The following is a 22344-nucleotide window of genomic DNA, read 5'->3' as shown; positions in this document are numbered from 1 at the left end:
CTACAGAGAACAGAGCGCGCACCAAGCGTATTTTTCCGCTTGGCAAAGCGCGATCGGGCGGAAGCGGAAAAGCCCCTTCCGCCTGCTTCGTCGCCATGCTGCTGTTGTTGGCCATATCGGTCGAGGCTCGCGCTGACGCCGCGACTCAGGCCCGGCAGGCGGTGGAAAATCATCTGCGCCAGATGCTCGAACAACAGGCCGCGCGCCAGGGCTGGCACGGCATGCAGCTACGCTACGACATCAGCGTGCCGGCCAGCTCGACCAACCTGCCGATGTGCTCCGAGGCGTTGCAGGTCCGCGCCACTGGCGAGGCGCCTTCAGCCATGGAACGTCAACAACTGCAGATTCGCTGCCCCGATGCGCCCGGCTGGGCACTGAACGCTACCGGCCAGGCCCATGTCTTTCTGCCCGCCGTTCACGCTGAAGGCATTATCGACCGCGGCCAGACCCTGACCGCCAACGACCTCAAGCTGCAGCGCATCAACATCGCCAAAGCCCGCCGCGGCTACTACAACCGTCTCGAAGAGGTAATCGGCCTGGCTGCCAAACGCCGCATCCGCGCCGGCCAGACCATTACTCCGGCCCTGCTCGAGCAGGCCATGGCGGTCAGACGCGGCCAGCCAGTGAAGATCGTCGCCAGCCACGACGGCATCGAAGCCTCCACCTCCGGCGAAGCTCTGGCCGACGGCCAGCCAGGCGACGTCATCCGCGTGCGCAATGTACGCAGCGGGAAGGTAATCGATGCGAAGGTAATAGAAGAAGGCGTGGTGACGAGTATGTTTTAAGGGCGGAGGCCGGAAGAATTTGATCGTCTGACCGTACTCCAGCTCCCGGGGTTTCGCCGCAGGCGATTAAGCTCCAGCCGCATGCACCAGCGGCCTTCGAAGAAAGCACAGAATATTTGACGTCAGGATTTAATCCTTCGCGCAGCGCTGTCGCCCTATCTTTTCAGCAGGCAGTCAAGCCAGCTCCTAACAGCCAATCGCACGAAGGATGATCATCATGGCTCTGTCCATTCACACTAACTATTCCGCTCTGACCACCAATACCGCGCTGAACAAGTCCAACAACGCGTTGGCAACCAACCAGCAGCGTCTGGGTACCGGCCTGCGCATCAACTCCGCTGCTGACGACGCTGCTGGCCTGCAGATCGCAACCCGCCTGAACGCCCAAAGCCGCGGCATGTCGGTTGCCATACGCAATACCGGTGACGCCACTTCGATGCTGCAAACCGCCGAAGGCGCATTCAGCGAAGTCACCGATATTCTGCAGCGCATGAAGGATCTGGCCACCCAGGCGGCGAACGACACCAACGGAGCATCCGACCGTACTTCGCTGAAATCCGAGTACGATGAGCTGGCCAAAGAAGTCGACAACATTCTGACCAACACCAAGTATGCAGGCGAGTCGCTGTTTGCAGCTGGCGGTAAGTTCACCGCTGCGGTCAATTTCCAGATCGGCGCGTCCTCGGCCGAGACGCTGGCCATGGACGTCTCCGGGGCGCTGACCACGATCAATACGAACTGGGCTACGTCCAAAGCAAGCACGCTGGACACCGCCGCCAACGCCGGGACCGCCATTGACAACCTGGAAGCTTCGCTCAATGACGTGAGCGCCATGCGAGCCCAGTTTGGCGCCAACATCAACCGCCTGAACCACACCAGCAACAACTTGGCGAACATGAAGGACAACACCGACATGGCCAAGGGTCGGATCATGGACGCCGACTTCGCCATCGAGAGCGCCAACATGAGCAAGAATTCCATGCTCATGCAATCCGGTATCTCCATGCTCAAGCAAGCCGGTCAGATGCCAGGCATGGTCATGGGTCTGCTGGGCTAAGCCATCGCTTAGGGCTGCGGCGAGACTCCATGACCGGACCTCGCCGCAACCGCGCCCTCTCATTGGGCTCAACGCTATAAATTAAAGGATTTCGATCATGGCCTTGTCCATTCACACCAACTATTCCGCGCTGACCACCAACACCGCGCTGAACAAGTCCAACAACGCCCTGGCGACCAACCAACAGCGTCTGGGTACCGGCCTGCGCATTAACTCCGCCGCTGATGACGCTGCTGGCCTGCAGATCGCTACTCGCCTGAACGCCCAGAGCCGCGGTATGGCCGTAGCCATCCGCAACACAGGCGACGCCACCTCCATGCTCCAAACAGCCGAGGGCGCCTTCAGCGAGATGACCGACATCGCGCAGCGCATGAAAGATCTTGCGACTCAAGCGGCGAACGGAACCAATGGCGTATCCGACCTCAAGTCCATCCAGGCTGAATACGACGAGCTAGGAAAAGAGCTAGGCAACATCTTTAAAAATACAAAGTACGCTGGCGAAAATCTGTTTAGCGACGGTGCCGGCGTCGACGGCGACACAGGCAAATTCGGTGCCGCTGCAGTTACCTTTCAAATCGGCGCAAGCTCCAGCGAAACACTGAGTTTTGATCTTCAGACCGCACTGGGTTCAGTTGCCGGTTCGCTTAAAGCAGCATCGCTTATGTTCGCGGACAACGGCGACACAGCCGATTTCGTTGGCACTGACATTGCTACGATTACGGCTGGTACCGCCCCCGCTCCGGATACGGCAGTGAACAACGCTAACGGAACGATTACGAAGCTAGAAACCTTGCTGAACGACATTGGTTCCGTACGCGCTCAGTTCGGCGCCAACATCAACCGTCTGAACCATACCAACAACAACCTGGCCAACATGAAGGACAACACCGACATGGCCAAGGGTCGGATCATGGACGCCGACTTCGCTGTAGAAAGCGCCAACATGAGCAAGAACTCCATGCTCATGCAGTCGGGCATCTCCATGCTCAAGCAAGCCGGCCAGATGCCAGGCATGGTCATGGGCCTGCTGGGCTAAGCGGTACGCAACAGCGCTGGTCGCAACGACCGGCTTCGAAAAGCCCCGATTGTTTCGGGGCTTTTTTATTTCCGAACGTGAGAATCGTTGTCACCCGACCAGCGGCAGTCCGTCTAGCGTGACGACTCAAACACAAGATATGCCCTGTTATGCGGCGAACTTGCCGCTTCGCACGGCACATCTGCCCCGCGCTCACGATTTCGTTTCTTTCTCGCTCCGATGCCCGTTCGGCATTTCGTGTAACAACCGGCTTGTAGTATCAAAAAAACGGCGCCAATATGCCGCCGCCCGGTTTGCCAACCCTGTCACACCGGAAACTTTCCCTTCATATCAGGCGCTCATGACTTCATCTCTGTCCCTTACGGCCACCGATGCCATCATCTGCCCGCTGTTGAAAACCGGTCGAGACGGTTGTTCGGCTCGTTTCGATCGTGCGCTCTACCAACTCGTGCTGAACCATGACGAATATGAGGAAACACTAGACCTCGGTTTCTCTGGTAGCCGCGTGCTGGAGCGTTTGCTGCACTCGCCCGGCGAGGTCGTTTCTCGCGAGGAGCTGTTGAATTACGCCTGGGAGGGGCGGGTCGTCAGTCAGGGCAGTCTGAATCAGCAGATCTACACCCTGCGCCAGGCGTTGTTCGACGGCCGTAACCAGGTCATCCAGACGTTGCCGCGGCGAGGCTACCTGTTCAACCCGCAGCATCTGATTGTCGAACAACCGGCTTCGCCAGCTAATTCCGCCACTACGTCTGTTCCTACAGCTCCCGAAGAGCCAGCTGCTGTGCTGACGCAGCTGCTAGTGGCACCTCATGAGGCAGTGATACCAGGCTCGGCCAGAACGATCCGGCGCTACCGCTCGTGGCAGACCGCCGCGCTCGCCGGTACGGGAATGATGGTCTTGTTGGGGCTGGCAACCCTTGGCTTTCGTCTGGCCAGCACATCGACTCCCTCCCTCACGCAGACATTGGCCGTCGACGATCTGGAGGTACTTTACGTCGAAAAAAACCAGCACCTGCTTGATTCGCTGATTAAGGAAACGCGCATGCTGGTCGATACCATGAGCGACATGAATGCCGAGCCGGCTCGGCTGATCGTCAATATGTCCCCTGGGTTTTATGAGATCCGTTGCCTGCAAGGCGACGGTCGGGTCAATTGGCTAAAGGTTCACAAAAGCCAGATCCAGACGATCCCCAGTGACCATCTACAAGGGTGCCTGCAATGAACAGCCAGAACGAAACCGGCGCAGTCGGCAAGCGCATGCTTCAGGTAATGGTGCCATCGGCATTGTTGCTCTGGGCTTTTGTGGCAATGGGCACGACAGGAAACATGTCCTCGAAACTCGATGGTCAGTACAGCTCCAGCGGTCAGGTATTGCTGAGCGACGGCACAAGCGTGAAAGTCAGTCAGAGCCTGGTCTTCAACAAGGGCCGCTTTTACTCGATGACCCGAAACGCACCGGCCATCGTCGAGGCTTCGGGTCGGCTGGAGACGGACCTGCTCGGGCGTGCATCGCTGGTGGTGGAAGAGGGCCAGGTTCATGGGCTCGGCCCCCAGGACCAGATGGACGACGAACTGCTGTTCAATCTCTTCTACGGCGCACACAAGGGCGCACGGATTACCCTCGAGCAGGTCGGTGCCTGCCTGTACGGCGTCGAGACCCAGCAGGTCTATTGCGCCGACGATCACCCGCATCGCGGTTGAAAGCAGTTCCGCGCTCGGCGCGTGGCGCTCCATCGCGAAACGCTCGCTTGGAGCGCTGCGCTAAATCACTGTCCACACGCTATCAGGTCGGCTGACAACTCATCGGCGGACCTTTGCACCCTAATCTCGCGCCTGGCCCCTCTACCCCTCACCCCGACTCTCTCCCTGCAGGGAAGGGGCTGTCTGGAGAGTAGCTCCACGTCGCTGTTCGCTGGCAGACGCTAGGGGATGCCGCAGTCTTTTCAGGAGGGCGCCGGGTTTGGTCGGCGGCGGTCAGCGTGCTACCGCGCCGTCTGGCCTCGTTGCCGCCAACGCTCACCGGGAAGGCAAAAGGAAGCTGTTCGGCGGGCTGGCTCGACGCTAGTGATCGTCTCGCGGGCGTCAGGAGGGTGTCGCAGTGTTTTCACGATGGTGCGTCAGGCTGGTGTGCACGTCCGGCGTCAGGAACCCGCACCACTGTAGCTCGCCCCACTCTGGGAGAACCGCACCCGCCCGTAACTGTCGCCGAACAGCTCCTTGTACAGCGCTTCGGCCGAGGCGGTCAGCAGCAGGATTTCGACCCGACGGTTGGCACCATTCTGCGGATCTTCAGGGCGCAACGGCATGATGTCGGCCTGTGCGGTCACTTGTAATACCGAGCGCTCGGCCAGGCCGGCATCGACCAGCGCACGGCGAGCACGCAGGGCACGATCGCCGGAAAGATTCCAGTTGTTGTAGCCGTTCTTCTGCCGATACGGCGTGGCATCGGTATGGCCGCTGATGATCAGCTTGTTATCGACCTTGGCCAGCACACCAGCGAGCACACCCAGCAGCTTCTGAAAATGAGGATTCAGCGTGGCACTGCCGCGCTGGAACATGAAGCGCTGCTGGTCGTCCTTGATCAGTATGCGCAGCCCCTGCGGGACCACGTCCACTTCGAGATTGGCCAGGGCATCGACTTCGCTGGCGACTTCACGCATCAATTCGGCGAGCTTTTTCAGCTCTTCGGTCGAGCCATAGTTGCGGCTGCCGTCCTGTTCGCTTTTCGACGCGCGACTGTCCGCCTCTTCAGTCTGCGGCGGGCGCACCGGCACGCCATCGAGTTCCAGCGGCGAGGTGCTGGTGCCATCGAAAATCCCGGCGCCGCCATCGATCAGCGGGTTACTTTCCATCTCCCCATACGAGGGGTTGGTTTTTTCCATCTGCGGCTGGATGATCCAGAGCACCATGAACAGCGCCATCATCGCCAGGGTGAAGTCGGCAAAGGCCACCTTCCAGGCACCACCGTGCTCGTCGCCGTGGCCCTTCTTACTGCGGCGCTTGATGATGATCTCGTGCTCGCCGCCGCCCTTGCCCTTGTCCCGGCTTCTCATGCGGCGTCCCTTTCTTCCTCATACTGGGTGACCCAGTTTTCCAGCTGGCGGAAGGCGGGCTTGACGTCCTGCTCGATCAGCTTGCGTCCGGCGTCCACCGCCAGCAGGGTGGGCTTACCGGCAACGTGGGCAACCAGCGTGGTGCGCACGCATTCCAGCGCAGAGAGCTCGGTCTTGATGCGTTGGCTCATCGCGTTGGACAGCGGGTCCATCAGGCAATAGCAGAAGAAGATGCCGAGGAAGGTACCCACCAGGGCCGCCGCCACGTGAGCACCGATTTCCGCCACGCTGCCGCCGATGCTGCCCATGGTGATGATGATGCCCATGATCGCCGCAAGAATGCCGAAGCCGGGCATGGCCTCGCCGATCTTGTGCAGCGAGCGAGCCGGCTGCAGCAGCGCGTGCTCCATGGCCTCCAGTTCCTGCTCGAGGAATCCTTCCAATTCGTGGGCGCTGATTTTCCCCATGGCCATCAACCGGAAGTTATCGGCGATGAAGGCCATCAGGTTCTTTTCCTGCAGGATCAATGGATAGCGAACGAACAGGTCGCTCTCTTCCGGCTCCTCGATATGCGAATCGAGCACCTTGAGGCCGCCGACGTCGACCATTTCCAGCAGTTCGTAGAGCAGCATCAGCAACTGGCGCTGAAACTCCTCGCCACGACGTTTGTAGGCAAAGACATCCTTGATCTGGTGCAGCATCTCGATCAGCACCTCCTTCGGGTTGCCCACCACCAAGCTGCCCAGCGCGGCGCCGAGGATGATGACCACTTCTGCTGGCTGCCAGAGCACGCGCATGTCCCCGTTGGCCATGGCATAACCACCCAGCACACAACCGATGATGATCAAGGCACCTAATACTTTCTGCATGACTACTGACTTCTCTCGGTTAGAAAGCGACTGGCCTTGCCGATCGCCTGTTTGCTCAGCTGACAAACCCGGGCATCGCTGACTTCCAGCACCAGGGCGATTTCCTTCAGGCTCAGTTCGTGCTGGTAATAGAGCGTCAGCACCAGCCGCTCACGCTCGTCCAGCCGCGCCAGCGCCTGCTCTAGAACACGCTCCTTGATCAGGCGCTCCTCGAACAACTCAGTGGCGTCGGGAAAATGCTCGTGACCGCTCTGCAGCAGTTCATCAAGGCTCTCGATGGCCTCCGAAGAATCGGCCCAGAGGAAGTCCTGGTATTCCTTGTCGGCCAGGCCGGTATACGCCTTGATTTCCTCGTCGCTGGGCTCGTGGCCCAGCTGGCGCGACAGGTCGCGAATCGCGTCACGCACCTTGTGCGCCTGCTGACGGACCTGGCGCGGGCGCCAATCCTGACGGCGCAGCTCATCGAGAATCGCGCCACGGACACGCAACGCGGCGAACTTGCCGAACTGCTCGTCCGGCTCACCGTAGCGGCGCAGCCCTTCGAGCAGGCCCATCATGCCGATCTGCTCCATATCTTCGCGGTCGAGCACTTGGTTGGCCTGCAGCGATAGCTGCCTGACGATGCGCTTGACCAATGGCAGATACTGCATCAGCCAGCGCTGCTCGACCGCCGGAGCGAACACCGATGGGCTGGCCGGCGTGGCGCCGTAATAGTTGATGGGGCAAGTGGCGCTCATGGCGTGGCCTTTATTGCACGATCAACTTGTTGACTAGCACGTGCTTGAACGGCACGGCTGCGTTCTTGGAGGCAAAATCGGCGAACAGGACAGTTTCAAGACGATCCTGCAGATCACTGATCTTCAGGCCACGCAGTTCTTCGAACGGCAGCGACGACAGGTAACCCACCACCGAATTACGCACCAGCGGTTCGGCCTGCTCGAACTTCGGTGGTTCTTCGGAGGCATCCGCCTGCAACGCGAGATCCAGCACGAAGTAATGCTCACGACCGTCACCACGCACGCTGACGATGACTTTCTCCACCGGGAAGAACTCGTATTCCGAGGGCTCAGCCGGCTCGTCTGCTACGACCTCCTCGGAAACGGCACCTTCCATGCCGGGCTTGAGCAGCCAATAACTGACACCGACACCACCGGCAACGGTCAGCACGTTGATCAGCAGCATCAGAAGGACGAGACGGGGCGTCGACATAACACACTCACAAATTGGCTAATTAGGTTGAATCGGGTCAAACCGTGATCAATACATCTCGGGGCCGGCCGCTCTGCCGGCTCTGCTCCTGTTCATGCGGTCGGGCCGCCTGCGGAAGCTCCTCACCGGTCAGTGCCGTACGCTGGCGCTGTTGACCCTGCTGGCCACCACTGTCGGCTCCCACCTGCACATTGACCTGAACGAAGTGCTGGCCGACCAGCTCCTGGCGCAGGCGATCGCTGGTCTGTTGCAGCAGACGAGCCACATCGGCATTCGCGGCAGACAGCTGAACGTTCAAACGTCCCGATTCATGGCTGAGCAGGATTTCCATGCTGCCAAGCTCCGGCGGATCAAGGCGGATGGTGGCGCTCTGAATCTTCTGTTGGATCTGCAGATCGACGTTCTCGCGCAAGGCGTGCAGCATCTGCTCGCCCCACTTGGATTCTGGCGCTTGCAGTTTCAGCGCGCGGTCGACGGCTTGAGGCTGTGGCACCTGTCCGCGCTCAACCGTGGCCGTCAGCGGCTCGCCCGCTTCCGCCGGCTCGGCGGCACTCAGCAGCGGCTCCAGTGCCGGCTCGGCCAGAACGTCGGCGGCGAGCTGCGGCGTTGTCGCCGCTTGCGTCAAACCGGTATTCAGCTCCGCCGCCATACGCGGTAAAGGCGCGCCTATCGCACCTGCATCGACGGGTGCGCGTTGCCAGCTATGACCGGCCAGCGCGTCGAAGGGATCGGCCTGGGCCGTCGCCTGCTGCCCCGTCAGGGACTCGGGCAACCATGCAAGCAGCGCATCGGCCTGTTCCGCTATCGATGACGTCGGCAAGGCATCGGAGAGCGGGTCTTCGGTCACGCCACCCAGGCGTGCAGAGTCGCGCGCCTGAATCTCGGTCTGTTGCTGGTCGATCATGCCCAGCAACCACTGCTCGGGCGTGAGCTCGGGTAGTGCGTCGTCGCCCTGTTCGGCCTTCGTGCCCATGGACAACGGTTCATTCAGTTCGGCTGCCGATAAAGCGGCCTGCGGCGAAGCCGGAAACGCCTTGCCTGAGAGCACGCCTGCCGGAAGCGCTGCATTCGGCAGTGAGCCGCTTTCGCCAGCGATCAGGCTCATACGCGCGCCGAAGCCAATTCCCGGCACTGCCTGGGAACCTGTACCCGACTGACCTGCGGCAATGCCACGAGCAGCAACGGGAGTACCACCGGCGTCGGCTGGCGCAGCGGAAGGGTGGGCATTTGAGATCGGCTGGATCATCGCCTGTCTCCGGCTTGGAACATGTCAATTCGCTGATAGGCCGCACGCCCTTCGGCGTACTCCAGGTGGTTCAGTAACAGCAGGCGCAGCCGTTCGCATTCGTCGGTGCAGGCTTGCAGACCTTCGCCGTGAAGCTGCTTGAGCTGGCTTTTGGCGGCGTGGGTCGGCTCGTCGAGCTCCTGACCGGCCAGCTCTTCGAGGCACTGACGGATGGCCTTATCGGCGACCGCCACGGCGCCCCAATCGCTGGCCTGCAACGCCTGCTGCAGCTGATCGTGCAGCTCCATCAGGCGCGCGCTATCACTTACGAGCGGCACTGACACCCTCCCAGCCTTCACGCAGAATGCCGAGCAGGTTGATGACTTCATCCAGCCCTTCCAGCGACAGCGACACGCTGACATCGGAAAGACGATAGATGCAGTATTCGTAGAGTCGCGCCAGCCCCTGAACCACTTCGCCGCCACCCTCTTCGTCGAGCGCGCCGTTGAGGCCGTTGAGGATGTTCATGCACTTCTCCAGAGAAATGCCCTTCTGCTGATAACGCTTGTGCTCGATATGTCCGCGAGCGCGGGCCAACTCATCGAGTAGGCCATCCATCAGCACCAGCACCAGCTCATAAGGCGAAGCGGAGGCCGCACGGGCTTCGAGGTCTACCGAGCGGTAGCTGTCGTAACTGTCGTTTTGGAGGTAGGTGCTCATCCGAACAATCCGAAGGTCTGCTCCATGCTCTGCATGGTCTGCATCATGGAAGTGAATTGCTTGAGGTAGCGGCTGTAGTGGGTGTCGTACTGCTGCTGGAGGTTCTCGAACTGCTCGTCGATACGGCGCAGGCTCATGTCCAGCGTGTCCATACGGTTCTTCAGCATGCCGTTGGTGCTGCTGGTATAGCTGGCGACGGTCTTGTCGATGCTCTCGAGCAGGTTGTCCTTGCCGGTGAACAGCGCCTCGAAGCCTTCCGGATCGTTGGCGACGGCAGCTTCGAAGCGCTTGGCGTCGATGGTCAGCTTGCCGTTGCGATCGGCGCTGATACCGAAATTGATCAGACTGGTGCCACCGAAATCGGTACGCAGCAGGCCATTGAGGCGGCTTTCGATGGAACGGATGCTGGAATCGCCGGCCAGGACGCCGCGTGCCGCACTTTCGCTGCCGCTGGCGGTCAGCGAGTCGAAGCTGCCCATCAGCGTATTAAATGCATCGATGAAACTCTGAGCCTTGGCCTGGGTGCCTTCCTTGTCTTGCGCGATATCAAGGGTTAGCGGTGATTCACCGGTGGCATGCGCCTTGGTGAAGGTCATGCTGACGCCTTCGATGACGTTCTCGAAGGTATTGCTGGCATTGGTCAGCTTGATCCCCGAGGCATCCCGACCGAGATATACCTCGGCGTCCGCTGCGGTGGACAGACGAGTCGGGCTGGCAATTGCGGCTTCGACCGCCGAGTTGCCTGAGGCGCTCAGGCTGATGCTCTGTGCGGCTCCGGTTTCCTCAGTGGTCAGGACCAGATTGACCGCGCCGTCGCTGCGTACCAGGGTGGCCCGAACGCCGCTGTTATCGACCGCGTCATTGATCGCGCTGGCGAGGCCGTCAAGGGTGGTGATGCCGGTCATATCGACATCGAACGAATCCACACCGCCCTGGCCGATGGTGAGCGTACCGCCGCCCGCTAAGCTGGAGTCAGTCAGGCCCTGCAATGCGATCTGATCCTTGCTGGCTAACTGCTTGACGAAAAAGTCGTAACTGCCAGCCTGCGCGGTGGTGCCAACCGTAGCGCTGGCATAACCGTCCTGGCTAAAGGTCGCTTTATTGGTCAGCATGCTCGAAGTGCTGCTATTGAGCTTGGTGATGGCCGACTTGAAGGTCGTCAACGAGCTACGCAGCGAGCTCAGCGCATCGCGCTGGGCCTTGTAGTTTGATTCGTTGCGGTTCAGCCGATCCAGCGAAGACTGAACTTCGTAGGTCGCCAACTGCGTCGACATCTGCTGTACGTAATCAGAATCTATAGCCATCACCATCCCCTCTTGATGTCTGTTGAGCAAATTGGGTGCCAAGTCGAAAAGGCCGCATTACGGGCGTTCGAGAGGCAGCCATGCAGAAAAAAGGCTTCCGCAACGCGACGTGACGAGGAAACGGGGAAACACCGCTTCCTCCTGTGGCGATGACGGAACGACGCTCTATAAAGGCGACTTGGACGCGCGGTTTATTTAGCGGGCTGAAGACCCATTTGCCATGGGACGCACCGCGCGAGGAATCGGCTCGGCACGATGGCCGGATTTGGCGGGAACGCTACGCAAGTCATTGACTAGCAGCGGACAGAAAGTCTGCGAAGCGGCTCAGTAAGCCTGCGGTGTATAGAGGCGGGCATCCTGATTGCCAGCGAGCAGTTGCTGCAGGATGTCGTGGTGCATGGCAAGAAGCTTGCCGTTGTGCTCATTAAACAGCTGGCACTGCACGGCGAGATCGCCGACCTGCTGCCAGTGTTGCTGCAACGACACGCCGCGCTCGCCCGAGCAGCTGGACAGCAGGCGGCGCATACCAGCCCCGGTTGCGTCCAAACGGAAAGCTGCAAGCACCTTGCTGCGGCGCTGGGCGCGGGCGGCAATGGCTTCGACGCGAAGGGTGATCTGCAAATTGATGCGATCGATTTCGGGCACATCGCGTTCCAGCAGACGACCGTAGAGCTCCTGCATCAATTCGCGCAGGGCAAGGTAGTCGCCGCAGTCCTGCCGCAGATCGTCATCGACGACTGCGAGCAGTTTGTCCCGTTGAGTCACGCGTCGTTGCCGCGGTGATAGCTGAGCATGCTGCTCGCCAACTGACCGATGTCTGTGGATATCTCGCCGCGCTGCAGCGCCTGCTTGATCGCCGCAACGCGGTCCAGATCGATCTCGGGCATTGCGCGCAAGGCTTCATGCATCTGCTCGAGCGGCAGGCTCTCGGCCGGGCGGGCAGCGGACTGCGCGGCGGGGCGGACGCTGGCCGGACGAGCAGGAGTCGTCTCGGTGGGGTTCGCAATGGCGGGCTTGAAATGCCGGCTGATTTCCATGTTCTCATTCCAACTCGGTGGTTACTGCCTAACAAGCGACCGCTCGGGCGGAAACCTTAAATAATTTTTCGCACGGCTGACAGGCGGGTCCTTTGCTGCTCACCACAAACAACGACTGGCGTAGGATCGCCCCTCACCCCAACCCTCTCCCCGCAAGCGGGGAGAGGGTGCTGGCCGTGCGGGCTGATTATCGCCGCGGCGGCCTTCTCTCTCCCTCGCCCTTCCGGGGTGAGGGGGCGGAGCCGAGCCGACTCCCGACTTCAAACAACCACTAGGCAATCCGACCCCGCCACCAGCTCTGCGCCGCCAGGCCGTCCTGAATCTTCTGCTCCTGAGCCAGCAACAGCTGCTGCCACTGCTGGATCTTGGCATCGATCACATGCTCGATGACCTTCTCGCTGCGCATGGCCTGCATTAGCTCCTGCTGGATGCGCGCCAGCGCCTGTTCGGCTACAGCCAGTTCGCGGCGCTGCAGTTCGACCATCTTGTACAACGTGGCTTTGTAACGCTGCTGATTATCACGCTGCAACGGGGTGCTCATCGGCACACTGAAGCCACACAGACGGCTCAAACCGGTAATGTTGTTGCGATAGCGCTGACAAAGGTTCTGCTGGTACTGCACCTGTCCAAGCATCTGCTTGACCCGGTTGCTGCGCAGGCTGGCCAGGCGCGAGAGCGTCTCGATCTGCTGTTTCATGGCTTCCTGATGATGCTCTGCAGGAGAGTAAGGCTGGTTTCCAGCTCCGCCGCCTCGCCCACTTCCTGGCGCAGAAAACGCTCGATGGTCGGTGCGAGCTGCACGGAGCGGTCGGTTTTGATGTCCGCTCCGGGCGTATAGCCGCCCAGCGGGATCAGCTCCTTGATCTTCTCGTAGGTGCTGTAAAGCTCTTTAAGCTGGCGCGCCGCGCCCAGGTGCGGTGGCTGGCCGACCTGACTCATGCAGCGGCTGACCGAAGCGCAGACATCGATGGCCGGGTAGTGCCCGGCATCAGCCAGGCGCCGCGAAAGCACGATGTGCCCGTCGAGAATCGCCCGTGCGCAATCGACGATCGGGTCCTGCTGGTCATCGCCCTCGGCGAGTACGGTGTAAAGGGCGCTGAGGCTGCCATTGTCGTTGGCGCCATTGCCGGCGCTTTCCACCAGTTCCGGCAGCATGCCGAATACCGACGGTGGATAGCCCTTAGTCGCCGGCGGCTCGCCCAGCGCCAAGGCGATTTCGCGCTGGGCCATGGCGTAGCGGGTCAGTGAATCGACCAGCAACAACACATCGTTGCCCTGGTCACGAAAATAGGCGGCGATGCTGTGGCACAGCTCGGTAGCCTTGAGGCGCATCAGTGGCGATTCGTTGGCCGGCGCGACCACCACCACGGCTTTCTTCAGGCCTTCCTCGCCGAGCGAATGCAGCAGGAACTCCTGCACCTCACGACCGCGTTCACCGATCAGCCCGACCACCACCACATCGGCCTTGGTTTGCCGCGTGATCATCCCCAACAGCACGCTCTTGCCCACGCCGGAGCCGGCAAACAGGCCCACACGCTGACCCTTGCCCAGGGTCAGGGTGGCATTGATCGCGCGTACGCCGACATCCAGCGGTTCGCTGACCGGCTTGCGCTTGAGCGGATTGACCGACGGCAGCTCGGCAGGCAACGGGTCGCGCCCGCTGAGCTTGCCCAGCTCGTCCAGCGGCTCGCCAAGGCCGTTGACCACCCGGCCAAGCCAGGATTCATCAATGTGCAGCTTCGCGTCATCCGGCGCTGGAAACACTCGGGAACCCGAGGTCAGACCAACCGGTTTCTTGAACGGCATCAGGTAGGTGATGTCACGGTTGAAGCCCACCACCTGCGCTTCGAGCATGCTGCCGTCGCCCTGTTCGACGAAGCAGCGCTGGCCGGTCATGCGCTGGCAACCGAGGCTTTCCAACAGCATGCCGGAGACGCGCACCAGCCGGCCGCTGACCTTGGCCAACTGCACCGTGTCCAGCGAGCGCAGGGCCTCATCGAGTCGGAAGCTCTCGCGCAGGGACATTTCAGGCTTCTGCCTTGATGTGTTCGGCCAGCGTATCCATGCACGAATCCAGACGCTGCTGGCAGCCGATGTCGGCTTCGGATTCGGCAGTAATTACGCGGCACTCGCCGAGCGCCAGCTTTTCATCTGGCACCAGACGCCAGGCCGCCGCCCGCTCGGGCGCCAGTTCCTTGATCCGGGTGCACTCTTCGGGGTTGAGCAGGATGCGCACGTCCTCCTGATCGCCGGGCATGGCCGCCAAGGCTTCCTCGGCCAGGCTCAAGAGCTGAGTCGGATGGAGAGTCAGCTCGCAACGAATCACCTGCTTGGAGACCTTCTGCACCAGTTCCAGCAACTGCTCGCGACGCGCCTGCTCGAAATCGTGGCGAAAACGCTCGACGCTTTCGATCAGCTGATCCAGCGGCCGTGCCGCCTCGTCAAAAGCCTTCCGGCCCTGGGCACGGCCTTCCTCGCGACCGATGGCCTTGCCATCCTCGATACCGCGCTCGAAGCCTTCGCGGTGGCCAGCTTCGCGGCCCTGCTCCAGCCCCTGCTCGTAGCCTTTGTCGATACCTTCCTGAAAACCATCGGCGACGGCGCGTTGCAGCGCAGCCGGGTCCCCGGCAACACTGTCGGACATCTCAGCGGCGGTGCGCACGCGCGGCGGAAAACGGAACGGCCGCCAGGAGCGGCCTTCGCCCTTGATTATCTTGATGCTCATCGGCGCTTACTCGACCGTCTGTTCGCGGAACAGCTGTACCTGCAGATCGCCGTCGGCGGACATCTCGCGGACCACCGCCATGATGTCCTTGCGCACCTGCTCGACCCGCGACAGCGGCACCGGACCTTGGCGGCGGTTGATCGACTCCATCTGTTGCGCCTGACGCTTGGGCATCGCGGCCTGAATTGCCTTGACCAGCGCGGGCTCGGCGCCCTTGAGCGCAACCACCCACTCTTCCAGCGGGATCACCTCAAGCAGGGTTTGCAGTACATCCTGGTTCTGCCGCGAGAGGATGAAGAAGTCATACATCTCGTCCTCGATTTTGGTCACCAGGTCTTCGTTATGCGCGCGCAACAGCTCGAACATCTGGTCACGGTTGCCCTTGAAGCGGTTCATGATGTCTGCCGCCTGCTTGACGCCGCGCACCTGCGAGCCCTGGTTCGAGAGCACCTGCAGGCTGCGGTCGATCAGCTGCTCGAGCTCGGCGATGACGTCGCTGTTGACCTCGTTGAGGTTGGCGATGCGATAGAGCAGCTCGTCCTGCCGCTCGGCCGGCATGCATTCGAGCACATCGGTGGCCATGCCCGGCGGCAGGAACGCGAGGAACACCGCCTGCATCTGCGCGTGCTCCTTGGCGATCAACGCGGCGAACTGCTTGGGATCGAGCCATTCCATCTTGGCCATCTTGGCGCGGATTTCCTCGCCATAGATGGAGTCCAGCAGGCTGCGCGTGATGTCGCCGCCCAGCGCCTTGCCGAGCATGCCCGACAGATAGGTGCGCGAAGCGCCCTTGATGCTGCTCTGCTCTTTGTAATCGTCGAAAAAGCGGCTGATCACGTCGGAAACCATTGGTTGCTTGACGTTGGATAACCGCGCCATCGCCTGGCTGATGCTGATGATTTCTTCGCGAGAAAAGTTGCGCAGGATGCCGGCAGAAATGTCATCGCCCATGCTCAGCATGAGGATCGCCGCCTGGTCCAGCGAACTCACCGAGCGCAGCTGCACCGGGCGCGCCTTGATTTCCTTGCTTGAGCCGGATGCCGACTCAGCTGGCTGGGTTGAGGTCTCTTTCATTGCGGCCTATCCAGTGCTTGATGACTTCCGAAACGCGTTCCGGGTCGTTCTTGGCGAGCATCTGCAAGTGCTCGATCTGTAGTTCCAGACCCGAGCCCGGCGCCGGCAGGCGGATTTCCGAGAGCGGGTTGAGTTCACCGAAAATGTGCGCCCCATCGGTCGCCGTCGGGCGCGGGCTGGTCAAGGCGGCGCGGGTCTCGGCTTCGATAGCGCTTTGCACCGGGGCAGAGGCGAGCGCGCCTTCAAGCGTTTCTGTGACGGGTTCGTCATTGCGCTTTGTCAGGCTGCGTACCGCCGGGCGTACCACGATCAGCAACAGCAACAAGGCGATCAGGCCCGCTACGCCGAGCTTGACCAGCGAATGGATCTGGGTGTTCTCCCACCAAGGCACGTGTCCATTGATGACTTCCACCGCCGCGAAGGGCAGCACGCTCAAGGTCAGCAGATCACCGCGCTCCTGCTTGAAACCAACAGCGCTGCGCACCATGGCTTCAAGCTCGGCGCGCGCCTCGTCGGACCAGCCGCCCTCGGGCGCGGCATCGGCGTTGAGCACCACCGCCACGCTCTGCTGGCGCAGGGCGAAGCCGGCGTGTTTCACATGGACCACACTCTGGTCGTAGTCCAGCTGGCGCGTGGATTCCTCACGCAGGGAGGTCGCGCCCTTGGTTTCGCCTTCGGCCGGCGCTTCCTCGCCTTCCTGGGGCGGCGCCACGGGGCGATTCGCCAACGAGCCGGGAATGCCCAGTGCCAGTTGATCCAGTGCGCTTTCGTTGCTCAGCACCTCGCGACGCAGACGCGGCGTATCGCCATAGGACTGGAACGTCTCTTCCTTCTGGCTGAAATCGATGTCCGCAGCGACGCTGATGCGGTAGTTGCCGTTGCCCAGCACCGGCGCCAGCACCTGCTCGATATTGGCTACGGCCTTCTGCTGGTAATCCTCCACCGCGCCCCAGTTCTGCGCCGGGCCGCCGCCGACATTCAGCCCGCGCGAGAGCAGCGCGCCGTACTGATCGACCACGCCGACATCTTCGGGCTTGAGGTTGGGCACGCTGCCGGCGACCAGATTGACGATCGCGCCGACCTGATCAGCGCCCAGCTTGTAGCCGGGTTCCAGCTGCAGCATCACCGATGCCTTGGCCGGTGCACGCTTGCTGACCACGAAGGAACTGTTCTCCTCCTGTGCCAGGTGAACCCGGGCATGCTGAACGCCCTTGAGCGACATCACCGTACGCGCCAGTTCGCCCTCCAGGCTGCGCTTGAGACGCACGTCCTGAACGAACTGGCTGGTGCCCAGCGGCTCTTCCTTGTCGAACAGCTCGTAGCCGGCCGGCATCGCCACCTTCACGCCCTTGGCGGCGAGCAGCATACGCGCATGCGACAGCTGTTCCTCACGCACCAGAATCTGTCCGCTCTGCGGATGGATGCGGTATTGCACGGCCTCGCCATCGAGCACCTGCATTACCTCTGAAACTGGAAAGGCCTCGCCGGCGCCATGCAGCGGGCGGAACGAGCCATTGTCGCGCCACAGGTAGAACGCCACGGCCACGGCCAGCGCGGCGGCGATCACCGCCATGCCGGCGAGCGTTACCCGCGGGTCAAGTTGAAGGCCGCCGGCAGGCAGCTTGCTCTTTAATTTCTCAAGCACGTCTTAGCTCTCACGCCCGATCACAGCGGCATTCTCATGACGTCGTCGAACGCCGTGGTCAATTTGTTGCGCACCTGCAGCAACGCGGAAAACGACACGCTGGCCTTCTGGCTGTCGATCATCGCGCCGACCAGATCGTCGCTCTTGCCGCTATCCACCGCAGCCGCTGCCGCGCTGGCGTGATGCTGCTGAGCATCCACCGAACGCATCGCCGCCATGAATACGTTGCCCGCGTCCGGCGCCGTCTGGCTGGCTGGCTTGATGCCCGGGCCCTCGGCGACATTCGCAAGCTGCTGCATCCGGCCCAGCATGTCCTGCTGCACCTGCATGATTGAACTCATCGCTGGCTCTCCCTTGATACGTCGGAATTAGAAATTCAGCTCGATGCCCTGCTCGCGCATGGCATTGAGGCGATAGCGCAGGGCCCGCGAGGTCATGCCGAGGCTGGCGGCGGCCTTGGACTTGTGCCCGTCGAACCTGCGAATGGTGTCGATCACGTGCTGGTACTCGGCCCACTTGCCACTGGCACGCAGGGCGGCCTTGCCCGTCTCGACGATGGGCTGCGGCGGGCGTTCGGCACGCACTTCCGCCTGCGGCTGCGCCGCCAGGCCCAAGTCCTGCGGCTGGATGAACAGGCCGTTACGCAGCACCAGCGCGCGCTGCACGGTGTTTTCCAGTTCGCGAGCATTGCCCGGCCAGTCGTGCTGCAACAGGGCGCGGCAGGCGTCGCTGGTGAACAGCTCTTCGCCGGCTTCCTGCGGTGCGTACTTGGCAACGAAACGGCGGGCCAGCGGAAGCACGTCTTCCTTACGCTCGCGCAGAGGGCTGATATGCAGCGGCAACACGTCGAGACGGAACATCAGGTCCGAGCGAAAGCGCCCTTCGGCGACCTCCAACTGCAGGTCCCGGTTGGTCGCGGCAATGATTCGGACGTTGAGCTCGATTTCCTTGCGGCCGCCCAGGCGCTCGACACGCTGCTCTTGCAGCACGCGCAGCAGCTTGGCTTGCAGGCCCAGCGGCAGCTCGCCGATCTCGTCGAGCAGCAAGGTGCCGCCATTGGCCAGCTCGAACTTACCGGGCTGGGCTGTCACCGCGCCCGTGAAGGCGCCTTTTTCATGTCCGAACAGGATGGATTCGAGCATCTGTTCGGGAATGGCTGCGCAGTTCACTGCAATGAAGGGAGCATCGGCGTTGGCGGAGAAACGATGGATGTAACGCGCCATCAGCTCCTTACCAGTGCCGGTTTCGCCGGTGATCAGAATTGGTGCGCGGGTCAGTGATACGCGTTGGGCCATGGCCAACAAGCGACGGCCAGCCTTAGAGCAGGTTACGAAGCTCTCTTGCGCTGCATCGGCGTATTCCTGACGGCGCAACAGGGCGCTGAGCTGGCTGTCGCTGAACGGCGACAGCAGGTAATCCACACACCCCAGCTCAAGCAATGTCGCGGCCTTCTCCTGATCCGCGTACTGCACAACCGGAATGACACTGATATTACGGCCGCGCCGCATCAGTGATTCAACCTGCGTATATAAAGTTTGCTCTTCCACACCGCCGATAAATACAAAAACCAGGGCGGTGTTTTTCAGCGCCGCATTGTCCAAATCGTTCAGGCTTGCATAGGAAAAGACCGCGCAACCTTCCTTGCGCAACCCTGCATTAAGGAAGTCACTACCCGTCTCGGCGGCATTATCGAAAATGATGACTTTCTTGCGCGCTGATGCCGGCGCCGGAGCAAATAGCTCTTCGCATGAGTAGCTCATTGCATGACTAACACTTTTCAATGTGACCACCTTGGCGCTGACGCGCCTGTCGACTCGCTCGAGCACAACGCCGGATTTCGCCGAAGAAAAAATATTTAACTTTTCCGGAACTTCCGTCGCCCTGCCTGTCCAACTCAACCAGAACGAACGACCAACAATAGCTAACTGCCCCGAAACAATGCGCGCACGTTAACAAGCCCTCCAGGAGCCGCCCAATCAGTTCCGCTAAAATTAAATCAGAAGCTCGCAAGTGATCTCAAAAAAGGTCATTTGATACTTATTGATTTAATCCTTCCTCGCGCCTATGCCTAGACTGGCGGCACGCTAGAGCCGTGCCTGAATCTCGGGCGCCGCAAAATCCGCCCTGGCCAAATAATCTTCTGCTTATACCCCGTGTTGCCGGCTCGCCGGCCGCGCAAGAACCAGGACATACAGTTCACAACATGTCTGGCAATTCCAAAGTCCATCATGGCGTGCCCGCCCAAAGCCTGACTGTATTGAAACCGCAGAAGCTTGGCCGGCATCATCACAAGATTCCTCAGTTCATAAAAGAAACCACCAACAAGAATCCGCGCTTGATTGGTGACTACTTCCTGCGTAATTACCGTATTAGCCTGGAACTGAGCAAAGTCGATGTGCAGGAGCCCAATAAAAGGCCGCCAGACTGCATCTATCGATCCCCGATGGGGAAAGTTGGTTTTTCCATTGATCGCGCCCTGCTTACCGAGGCGCTAGAGTGTTATTACGGCGGAACTATCGTACCTAGCCAGGACACACCACCGATCAGCACATCCGAACAACGGATGCGTAATCGCTTGGGCCTTGACCTGACTTATATATTTGCGCGCTCGATATTGTCCGGTGAAACCTTTGGCGAACTCGAGCGGTATGAAAATGACTACGAAGAAACCAGCTGGGAGTACGTGGCGGAGTTCGAGTACATCAGCCATCTGACCAACAGCCGCTCGTCGATTTTCATTCATCTGGATACTGATCTGGTCGATGAACTGACCAGTCGCCTGGCCGGCCCGCTGCCCAATCGGCAGAGCGGCAACCCGGTCGATCACATCAAGCATCTTCCGGTACGCCTGGACTGCGTGGTCGCCTCGGCGCAAATGCCGTTGTCGCAGGTGCTCGGCCTGCAGCTCAACGACATCCTCATGGTGCGTCCGCTGGATCGCTATGAGGTGCGCATCAATCAGCAGAAGCTTTTCCGGGGGACTGTCTTTGAAGAAGACGGCGCCTTGTTCCTCACTTCACTTGAAAGCGTGAAATCCCAATGACCGGTCAACTGTCCGACAACGAATTCGAGAACCTCATCAACGAGGGCGACCTGAGCCTCGACGCGGCCGAAGAGTCAGCCGTCGCCCCCACCCCGCAGCCGCAGGTACCGCGCCAGGACCTGAGTTTCTTCGGCAAGATCCCGGTCAATGTCACCTTGGAAGTGGCCTCGGCGGAAATCTCGCTGAAAGAACTGATGGAGTGCGACACCAGCAGCGTCATCGTGCTCGACAAAGTGGCCGGCGAGCCGCTGGACGTGAAGGTCAACGGAACCCTGTTCGCCAAGGCTGAAGTGGTGGTAATGAACGGCAGCTACGGCCTGCGCATCGTCGAACTGTCGGGCACCAGCCTGGATGCACTGACCCAATGAAACTGCGTCGCGGGCTGGTGCTGCTGTGCCTGGTGCTGGTCAGCCTGTTCCCGCTGGTGGCTCAGGCTGCCGGCGGTGAGATCACGTTGTTCAACCTGAACGATACCGAGAACGGTCAGGAATTCTCGGTCAAGATTCAGATTCTGATCCTCATGACCTTGCTCGGCTTCCTGCCGGCGATGCTGATGATGATGACCTGCTTCACCCGCTTCATCATTGTATTGGCGATCCTGCGCCAGGCCATCGGCCTGCAGCAGAGCCCGCCGAATCAGGTGCTGGTCGGTATCGCATTGATCGTCACGCTGCTGGTGATGCGTCCGGTCTGGCAGGAGATTCACAACACGGCCCTCGAGCCGTTCCAGAATGACGAGATCAGTCTGGAGCAGGCGCTGGACCTGTCCAAAGACAGCCTTTCAGGGTTCATGTTGGCGCAGACCAACAAGACCTCACTGGAGACCATGGTGTCCTTGGCGGGCGAGCAGATCCCGGAAAACCTTGATGATCTGGACTTTTCGCTGCTGCTGCCAGCCTTCGTGCTCAGCGAGCTGAAGACCGCTTTCCAACTGGGCTTCATGATTTTCGTGCCGTTTCTGGTGATCGATCTGGTCGTGGCCAGCGTGCTGATGGCGATGGGCATGATGATGCTATCGCCGATGATGATCTCGCTGCCGTTCAAGCTGATGATCTTTGTGTTGGTGGATGGCTGGGCCCTGTTGATGGGAACGCTGACGACCAGCGTGCAGCCGTTTTAGGTGGCGGTGATGAATGCTGCTCGCGCGCGCTTGAATCCACTCATCGGCCGATTTGGTAGGAGCGTAGGGGGACGCCTAGTCCTTGCTCGCGGAGCTTTCGGGATTTGGGTTCGGTGCATCAGGCTCATTATCGAACTGGGCCGAAGCATTGGTTTCGCCCTGCTGGGCGAGTCCCTTTTGGCAGTTGCACCAACAAAAGGAACCAAAAGGTCTTGCCCCTACATCCGGGTCTCGCTTCGCTCGACTTCCCTCATTCCATCGCTGCTCCGAGGGGCGCCGCGCAAGGGCCATCCATACCGACGGCGGCCCCGACCCTTCACGGCTCTCGCGGCATCCATGCCGCTCGCCCCTCTGCGCAGCGATTCCATTCGGCCTGCTGAAAGGGGCGTTCGGCGTCGTCTGCTGGATCGTGCGCAGGAAAATCGGAAAAGCATCTCGACCC

At 60.8% G+C, this 22344-nt stretch carries 25 protein-coding genes; 8 read left to right on the top strand and 17 right to left on the bottom strand.

Going from position 1 to position 22344, the window contains the following annotated elements:
• Positions 1-95: 95 nt before the first annotated feature.
• The 5 genes from flgA (at position 96) to GYM54_RS14980 (ending at position 4579) form a co-directional block, all read left to right on the top strand.
• Positions 96-785 carry a flagellar basal body P-ring formation chaperone FlgA gene (gene flgA, locus GYM54_RS15000; protein ID WP_181099329.1) on the top strand — a complete coding sequence of 230 codons (690 nt, stop codon included), beginning with the start codon at positions 96-98 and terminating at the stop codon, positions 783-785.
• Between the two features lie 217 nt (positions 786-1002).
• Positions 1003-1842 carry a lateral flagellin LafA gene (gene lafA, locus GYM54_RS14995; protein ID WP_131649351.1) on the top strand — a complete coding sequence of 280 codons (840 nt, stop codon included), beginning with the start codon at positions 1003-1005 and terminating at the stop codon, positions 1840-1842.
• Between the two features lie 97 nt (positions 1843-1939).
• Positions 1940-2878, top strand: a complete 939-nt coding sequence (gene lafA, locus GYM54_RS14990) for a lateral flagellin LafA (protein ID WP_131649350.1) — start codon at positions 1940-1942, stop codon at positions 2876-2878.
• Between the two features lie 340 nt (positions 2879-3218).
• Complete coding sequence (locus GYM54_RS14985; protein WP_197444835.1) at positions 3219-4100, top strand: transcriptional regulator; 882 nt, start codon at positions 3219-3221, stop codon at positions 4098-4100.
• The gene (locus GYM54_RS14980; RefSeq protein ID WP_131649348.1) at positions 4097-4579 is read left to right on the top strand and encodes a hypothetical protein; all 483 of its coding nucleotides are present in this window, start codon (positions 4097-4099) and stop codon (positions 4577-4579) included. The genes GYM54_RS14985 and GYM54_RS14980 overlap by 4 nt, the downstream gene beginning before the upstream one ends.
• Before the next feature lie 440 nt (positions 4580-5019).
• Here GYM54_RS14980 and GYM54_RS14975 read toward each other — a convergent pair whose 3' ends face one another.
• From GYM54_RS14975 to GYM54_RS14895, 17 genes are all read right to left on the bottom strand, one after another.
• Positions 5020-5931, bottom strand: a complete 912-nt coding sequence (locus GYM54_RS14975) for an OmpA family protein (protein WP_181099327.1) — start codon at positions 5929-5931, stop codon at positions 5020-5022.
• The gene (gene motA, locus GYM54_RS14970; protein WP_131649346.1) at positions 5928-6800 is read right to left on the bottom strand and encodes a flagellar motor stator protein MotA; all 873 of its coding nucleotides are present in this window, start codon (positions 6798-6800) and stop codon (positions 5928-5930) included. The genes GYM54_RS14975 and motA overlap by 4 nt, the downstream gene beginning before the upstream one ends.
• A gap of 2 nt (positions 6801-6802) precedes the next feature.
• Positions 6803-7537, bottom strand: a complete 735-nt coding sequence (locus GYM54_RS14965) for a FliA/WhiG family RNA polymerase sigma factor (protein WP_131649345.1) — start codon at positions 7535-7537, stop codon at positions 6803-6805.
• A 10-nt stretch (positions 7538-7547) separates the two neighbouring features.
• The gene (gene fliL, locus GYM54_RS14960) at positions 7548-8009 is read right to left on the bottom strand and encodes a flagellar basal body-associated protein FliL (RefSeq protein WP_131649344.1); all 462 of its coding nucleotides are present in this window, start codon (positions 8007-8009) and stop codon (positions 7548-7550) included.
• A gap of 37 nt (positions 8010-8046) precedes the next feature.
• The gene (locus GYM54_RS14955; protein ID WP_197444834.1) at positions 8047-9255 is read right to left on the bottom strand and encodes a flagellar hook-length control protein FliK; all 1209 of its coding nucleotides are present in this window, start codon (positions 9253-9255) and stop codon (positions 8047-8049) included.
• Positions 9252-9572 (bottom strand): hypothetical protein, encoded by a 321-nt coding sequence (locus tag GYM54_RS14950; RefSeq protein ID WP_197444833.1) that lies wholly within the window; start codon positions 9570-9572, stop codon positions 9252-9254. The genes GYM54_RS14955 and GYM54_RS14950 overlap by 4 nt, the downstream gene beginning before the upstream one ends.
• Complete coding sequence (gene fliS, locus GYM54_RS14945; RefSeq protein ID WP_131649341.1) at positions 9556-9954, bottom strand: flagellar export chaperone FliS; 399 nt, start codon at positions 9952-9954, stop codon at positions 9556-9558. Before fliS ends, GYM54_RS14950 begins: the two co-directional genes overlap by 17 nt.
• The gene (gene fliD / locus GYM54_RS14940; RefSeq protein WP_197444832.1) at positions 9951-11258 is read right to left on the bottom strand and encodes a flagellar filament capping protein FliD; all 1308 of its coding nucleotides are present in this window, start codon (positions 11256-11258) and stop codon (positions 9951-9953) included. Before fliD ends, fliS begins: the two co-directional genes overlap by 4 nt.
• Positions 11259-11582: 324 nt before the next feature.
• Positions 11583-12023 (bottom strand): flagellar protein FlgN, encoded by a 441-nt coding sequence (gene flgN / locus GYM54_RS14935; RefSeq protein ID WP_197444831.1) that lies wholly within the window; start codon positions 12021-12023, stop codon positions 11583-11585.
• Entirely contained in the window at positions 12020-12295 is a 276-nt protein-coding gene (flgM, locus tag GYM54_RS14930) for a flagellar biosynthesis anti-sigma factor FlgM (RefSeq protein ID WP_197444830.1), read from the bottom strand. The genes flgN and flgM overlap by 4 nt, the downstream gene beginning before the upstream one ends.
• A 271-nt stretch (positions 12296-12566) precedes the next feature.
• Positions 12567-12992: a flagellar FliJ family protein gene (locus GYM54_RS14925; protein WP_197444829.1), complete on the bottom strand. Its 426-nt coding sequence runs from the start codon at positions 12990-12992 to the stop codon at positions 12567-12569.
• Positions 12989-14320: a flagellar protein export ATPase FliI gene (fliI, locus tag GYM54_RS14920; RefSeq protein ID WP_181099318.1), complete on the bottom strand. Its 1332-nt coding sequence runs from the start codon at positions 14318-14320 to the stop codon at positions 12989-12991. The genes GYM54_RS14925 and fliI overlap by 4 nt, the downstream gene beginning before the upstream one ends.
• Before the next feature lies 1 nt (position 14321).
• Positions 14322-15020 (bottom strand): flagellar assembly protein FliH, encoded by a 699-nt coding sequence (gene fliH, locus GYM54_RS14915; RefSeq protein ID WP_131649335.1) that lies wholly within the window; start codon positions 15018-15020, stop codon positions 14322-14324.
• Positions 15021-15026: 6 nt separating this feature from the next.
• Complete coding sequence (locus GYM54_RS14910; RefSeq protein ID WP_181099316.1) at positions 15027-16094, bottom strand: FliG C-terminal domain-containing protein; 1068 nt, start codon at positions 16092-16094, stop codon at positions 15027-15029.
• Positions 16066-17739, bottom strand: a complete 1674-nt coding sequence (fliF, locus tag GYM54_RS14905) for a flagellar basal-body MS-ring/collar protein FliF (protein WP_197444828.1) — start codon at positions 17737-17739, stop codon at positions 16066-16068. The genes GYM54_RS14910 and fliF overlap by 29 nt, the downstream gene beginning before the upstream one ends.
• 20 nt (positions 17740-17759) lie before the next feature.
• Entirely contained in the window at positions 17760-18080 is a 321-nt protein-coding gene (locus tag GYM54_RS14900) for a flagellar hook-basal body complex protein FliE (protein WP_131649332.1), read from the bottom strand.
• A gap of 27 nt (positions 18081-18107) precedes the next feature.
• Positions 18108-19499, bottom strand: a complete 1392-nt coding sequence (locus GYM54_RS14895) for a sigma-54 dependent transcriptional regulator (protein WP_197444827.1) — start codon at positions 19497-19499, stop codon at positions 18108-18110.
• Between the two features lie 443 nt (positions 19500-19942).
• Here GYM54_RS14895 and GYM54_RS14890 point away from each other — a divergent pair, with 443 nt between their 5' ends.
• The 3 genes from GYM54_RS14890 to fliP are packed head-to-tail and all read left to right on the top strand — an operon-like array spanning position 19943 to position 21902.
• Positions 19943-20782 carry a FliM/FliN family flagellar motor C-terminal domain-containing protein gene (locus tag GYM54_RS14890; protein ID WP_131650013.1) on the top strand — a complete coding sequence of 280 codons (840 nt, stop codon included), beginning with the start codon at positions 19943-19945 and terminating at the stop codon, positions 20780-20782.
• A complete protein-coding gene (gene fliN / locus GYM54_RS14885) occupies positions 20779-21150 on the top strand; it encodes a flagellar motor switch protein FliN (protein WP_131649330.1) in 372 nt (123 codons plus the stop codon). Before GYM54_RS14890 ends, fliN begins: the two co-directional genes overlap by 4 nt.
• Complete coding sequence (gene fliP / locus GYM54_RS14880) at positions 21147-21902, top strand: flagellar type III secretion system pore protein FliP (protein WP_197444826.1); 756 nt, start codon at positions 21147-21149, stop codon at positions 21900-21902. Before fliN ends, fliP begins: the two co-directional genes overlap by 4 nt.
• Positions 21903-22344: the final 442 nt, after the last annotated feature.

This window comes from Pseudomonas sp. MTM4 (genome assembly GCF_019355055.1).
Lineage (GTDB): Bacteria > Pseudomonadota > Gammaproteobacteria > Pseudomonadales > Pseudomonadaceae > Stutzerimonas.
Note: the sequence above shows the minus strand (reverse complement) of the source record. Positions and strands in the feature narration are given on the sequence as shown.

Excerpts from the sequence above, each read along its gene's own strand:
- flgA (WP_181099329.1), top strand. The coding sequence starts at position 96 with ATGCTGCTGTTGTTGGCCATATCGGTCGAGGCTCGCGCTGACGCCGCG.
- lafA (WP_131649351.1), top strand. The coding sequence starts at position 1,003 with ATGGCTCTGTCCATTCACACTAACTATTCCGCTCTGACCACCAATACC.
- lafA (WP_131649350.1), top strand. The coding sequence starts at position 1,940 with ATGGCCTTGTCCATTCACACCAACTATTCCGCGCTGACCACCAACACC.
- GYM54_RS14985 (WP_197444835.1), top strand. The coding sequence starts at position 3,219 with ATGACTTCATCTCTGTCCCTTACGGCCACCGATGCCATCATCTGCCCG.
- GYM54_RS14980 (WP_131649348.1), top strand. The coding sequence starts at position 4,097 with ATGAACAGCCAGAACGAAACCGGCGCAGTCGGCAAGCGCATGCTTCAG.
- GYM54_RS14975 (WP_181099327.1), bottom strand. The coding sequence starts at position 5,931 with ATGAGAAGCCGGGACAAGGGCAAGGGCGGCGGCGAGCACGAGATCATC.
- motA (WP_131649346.1), bottom strand. The coding sequence starts at position 6,800 with ATGCAGAAAGTATTAGGTGCCTTGATCATCATCGGTTGTGTGCTGGGT.
- GYM54_RS14965 (WP_131649345.1), bottom strand. The coding sequence starts at position 7,537 with ATGAGCGCCACTTGCCCCATCAACTATTACGGCGCCACGCCGGCCAGC.
- fliL (WP_131649344.1), bottom strand. The coding sequence starts at position 8,009 with ATGTCGACGCCCCGTCTCGTCCTTCTGATGCTGCTGATCAACGTGCTG.
- GYM54_RS14955 (WP_197444834.1), bottom strand. The coding sequence starts at position 9,255 with ATGATCCAGCCGATCTCAAATGCCCACCCTTCCGCTGCGCCAGCCGAC.
- fliS (WP_131649341.1), bottom strand. The coding sequence starts at position 9,954 with ATGAGCACCTACCTCCAAAACGACAGTTACGACAGCTACCGCTCGGTA.
- fliD (WP_197444832.1), bottom strand. The coding sequence starts at position 11,258 with ATGGCTATAGATTCTGATTACGTACAGCAGATGTCGACGCAGTTGGCG.
- flgM (WP_197444830.1), bottom strand. The coding sequence starts at position 12,295 with ATGGAAATCAGCCGGCATTTCAAGCCCGCCATTGCGAACCCCACCGAG.
- GYM54_RS14925 (WP_197444829.1), bottom strand. The coding sequence starts at position 12,992 with ATGAAACAGCAGATCGAGACGCTCTCGCGCCTGGCCAGCCTGCGCAGC.
- fliI (WP_181099318.1), bottom strand. The coding sequence starts at position 14,320 with ATGTCCCTGCGCGAGAGCTTCCGACTCGATGAGGCCCTGCGCTCGCTG.
- fliH (WP_131649335.1), bottom strand. The coding sequence starts at position 15,020 with ATGAGCATCAAGATAATCAAGGGCGAAGGCCGCTCCTGGCGGCCGTTC.
- GYM54_RS14910 (WP_181099316.1), bottom strand. The coding sequence starts at position 16,094 with ATGAAAGAGACCTCAACCCAGCCAGCTGAGTCGGCATCCGGCTCAAGC.
- GYM54_RS14900 (WP_131649332.1), bottom strand. The coding sequence starts at position 18,080 with ATGAGTTCAATCATGCAGGTGCAGCAGGACATGCTGGGCCGGATGCAG.
- GYM54_RS14895 (WP_197444827.1), bottom strand. The coding sequence starts at position 19,499 with ATGAGCTACTCATGCGAAGAGCTATTTGCTCCGGCGCCGGCATCAGCG.
- GYM54_RS14890 (WP_131650013.1), top strand. The coding sequence starts at position 19,943 with ATGTCTGGCAATTCCAAAGTCCATCATGGCGTGCCCGCCCAAAGCCTG.
- fliN (WP_131649330.1), top strand. The coding sequence starts at position 20,779 with ATGACCGGTCAACTGTCCGACAACGAATTCGAGAACCTCATCAACGAG.
- fliP (WP_197444826.1), top strand. The coding sequence starts at position 21,147 with ATGAAACTGCGTCGCGGGCTGGTGCTGCTGTGCCTGGTGCTGGTCAGC.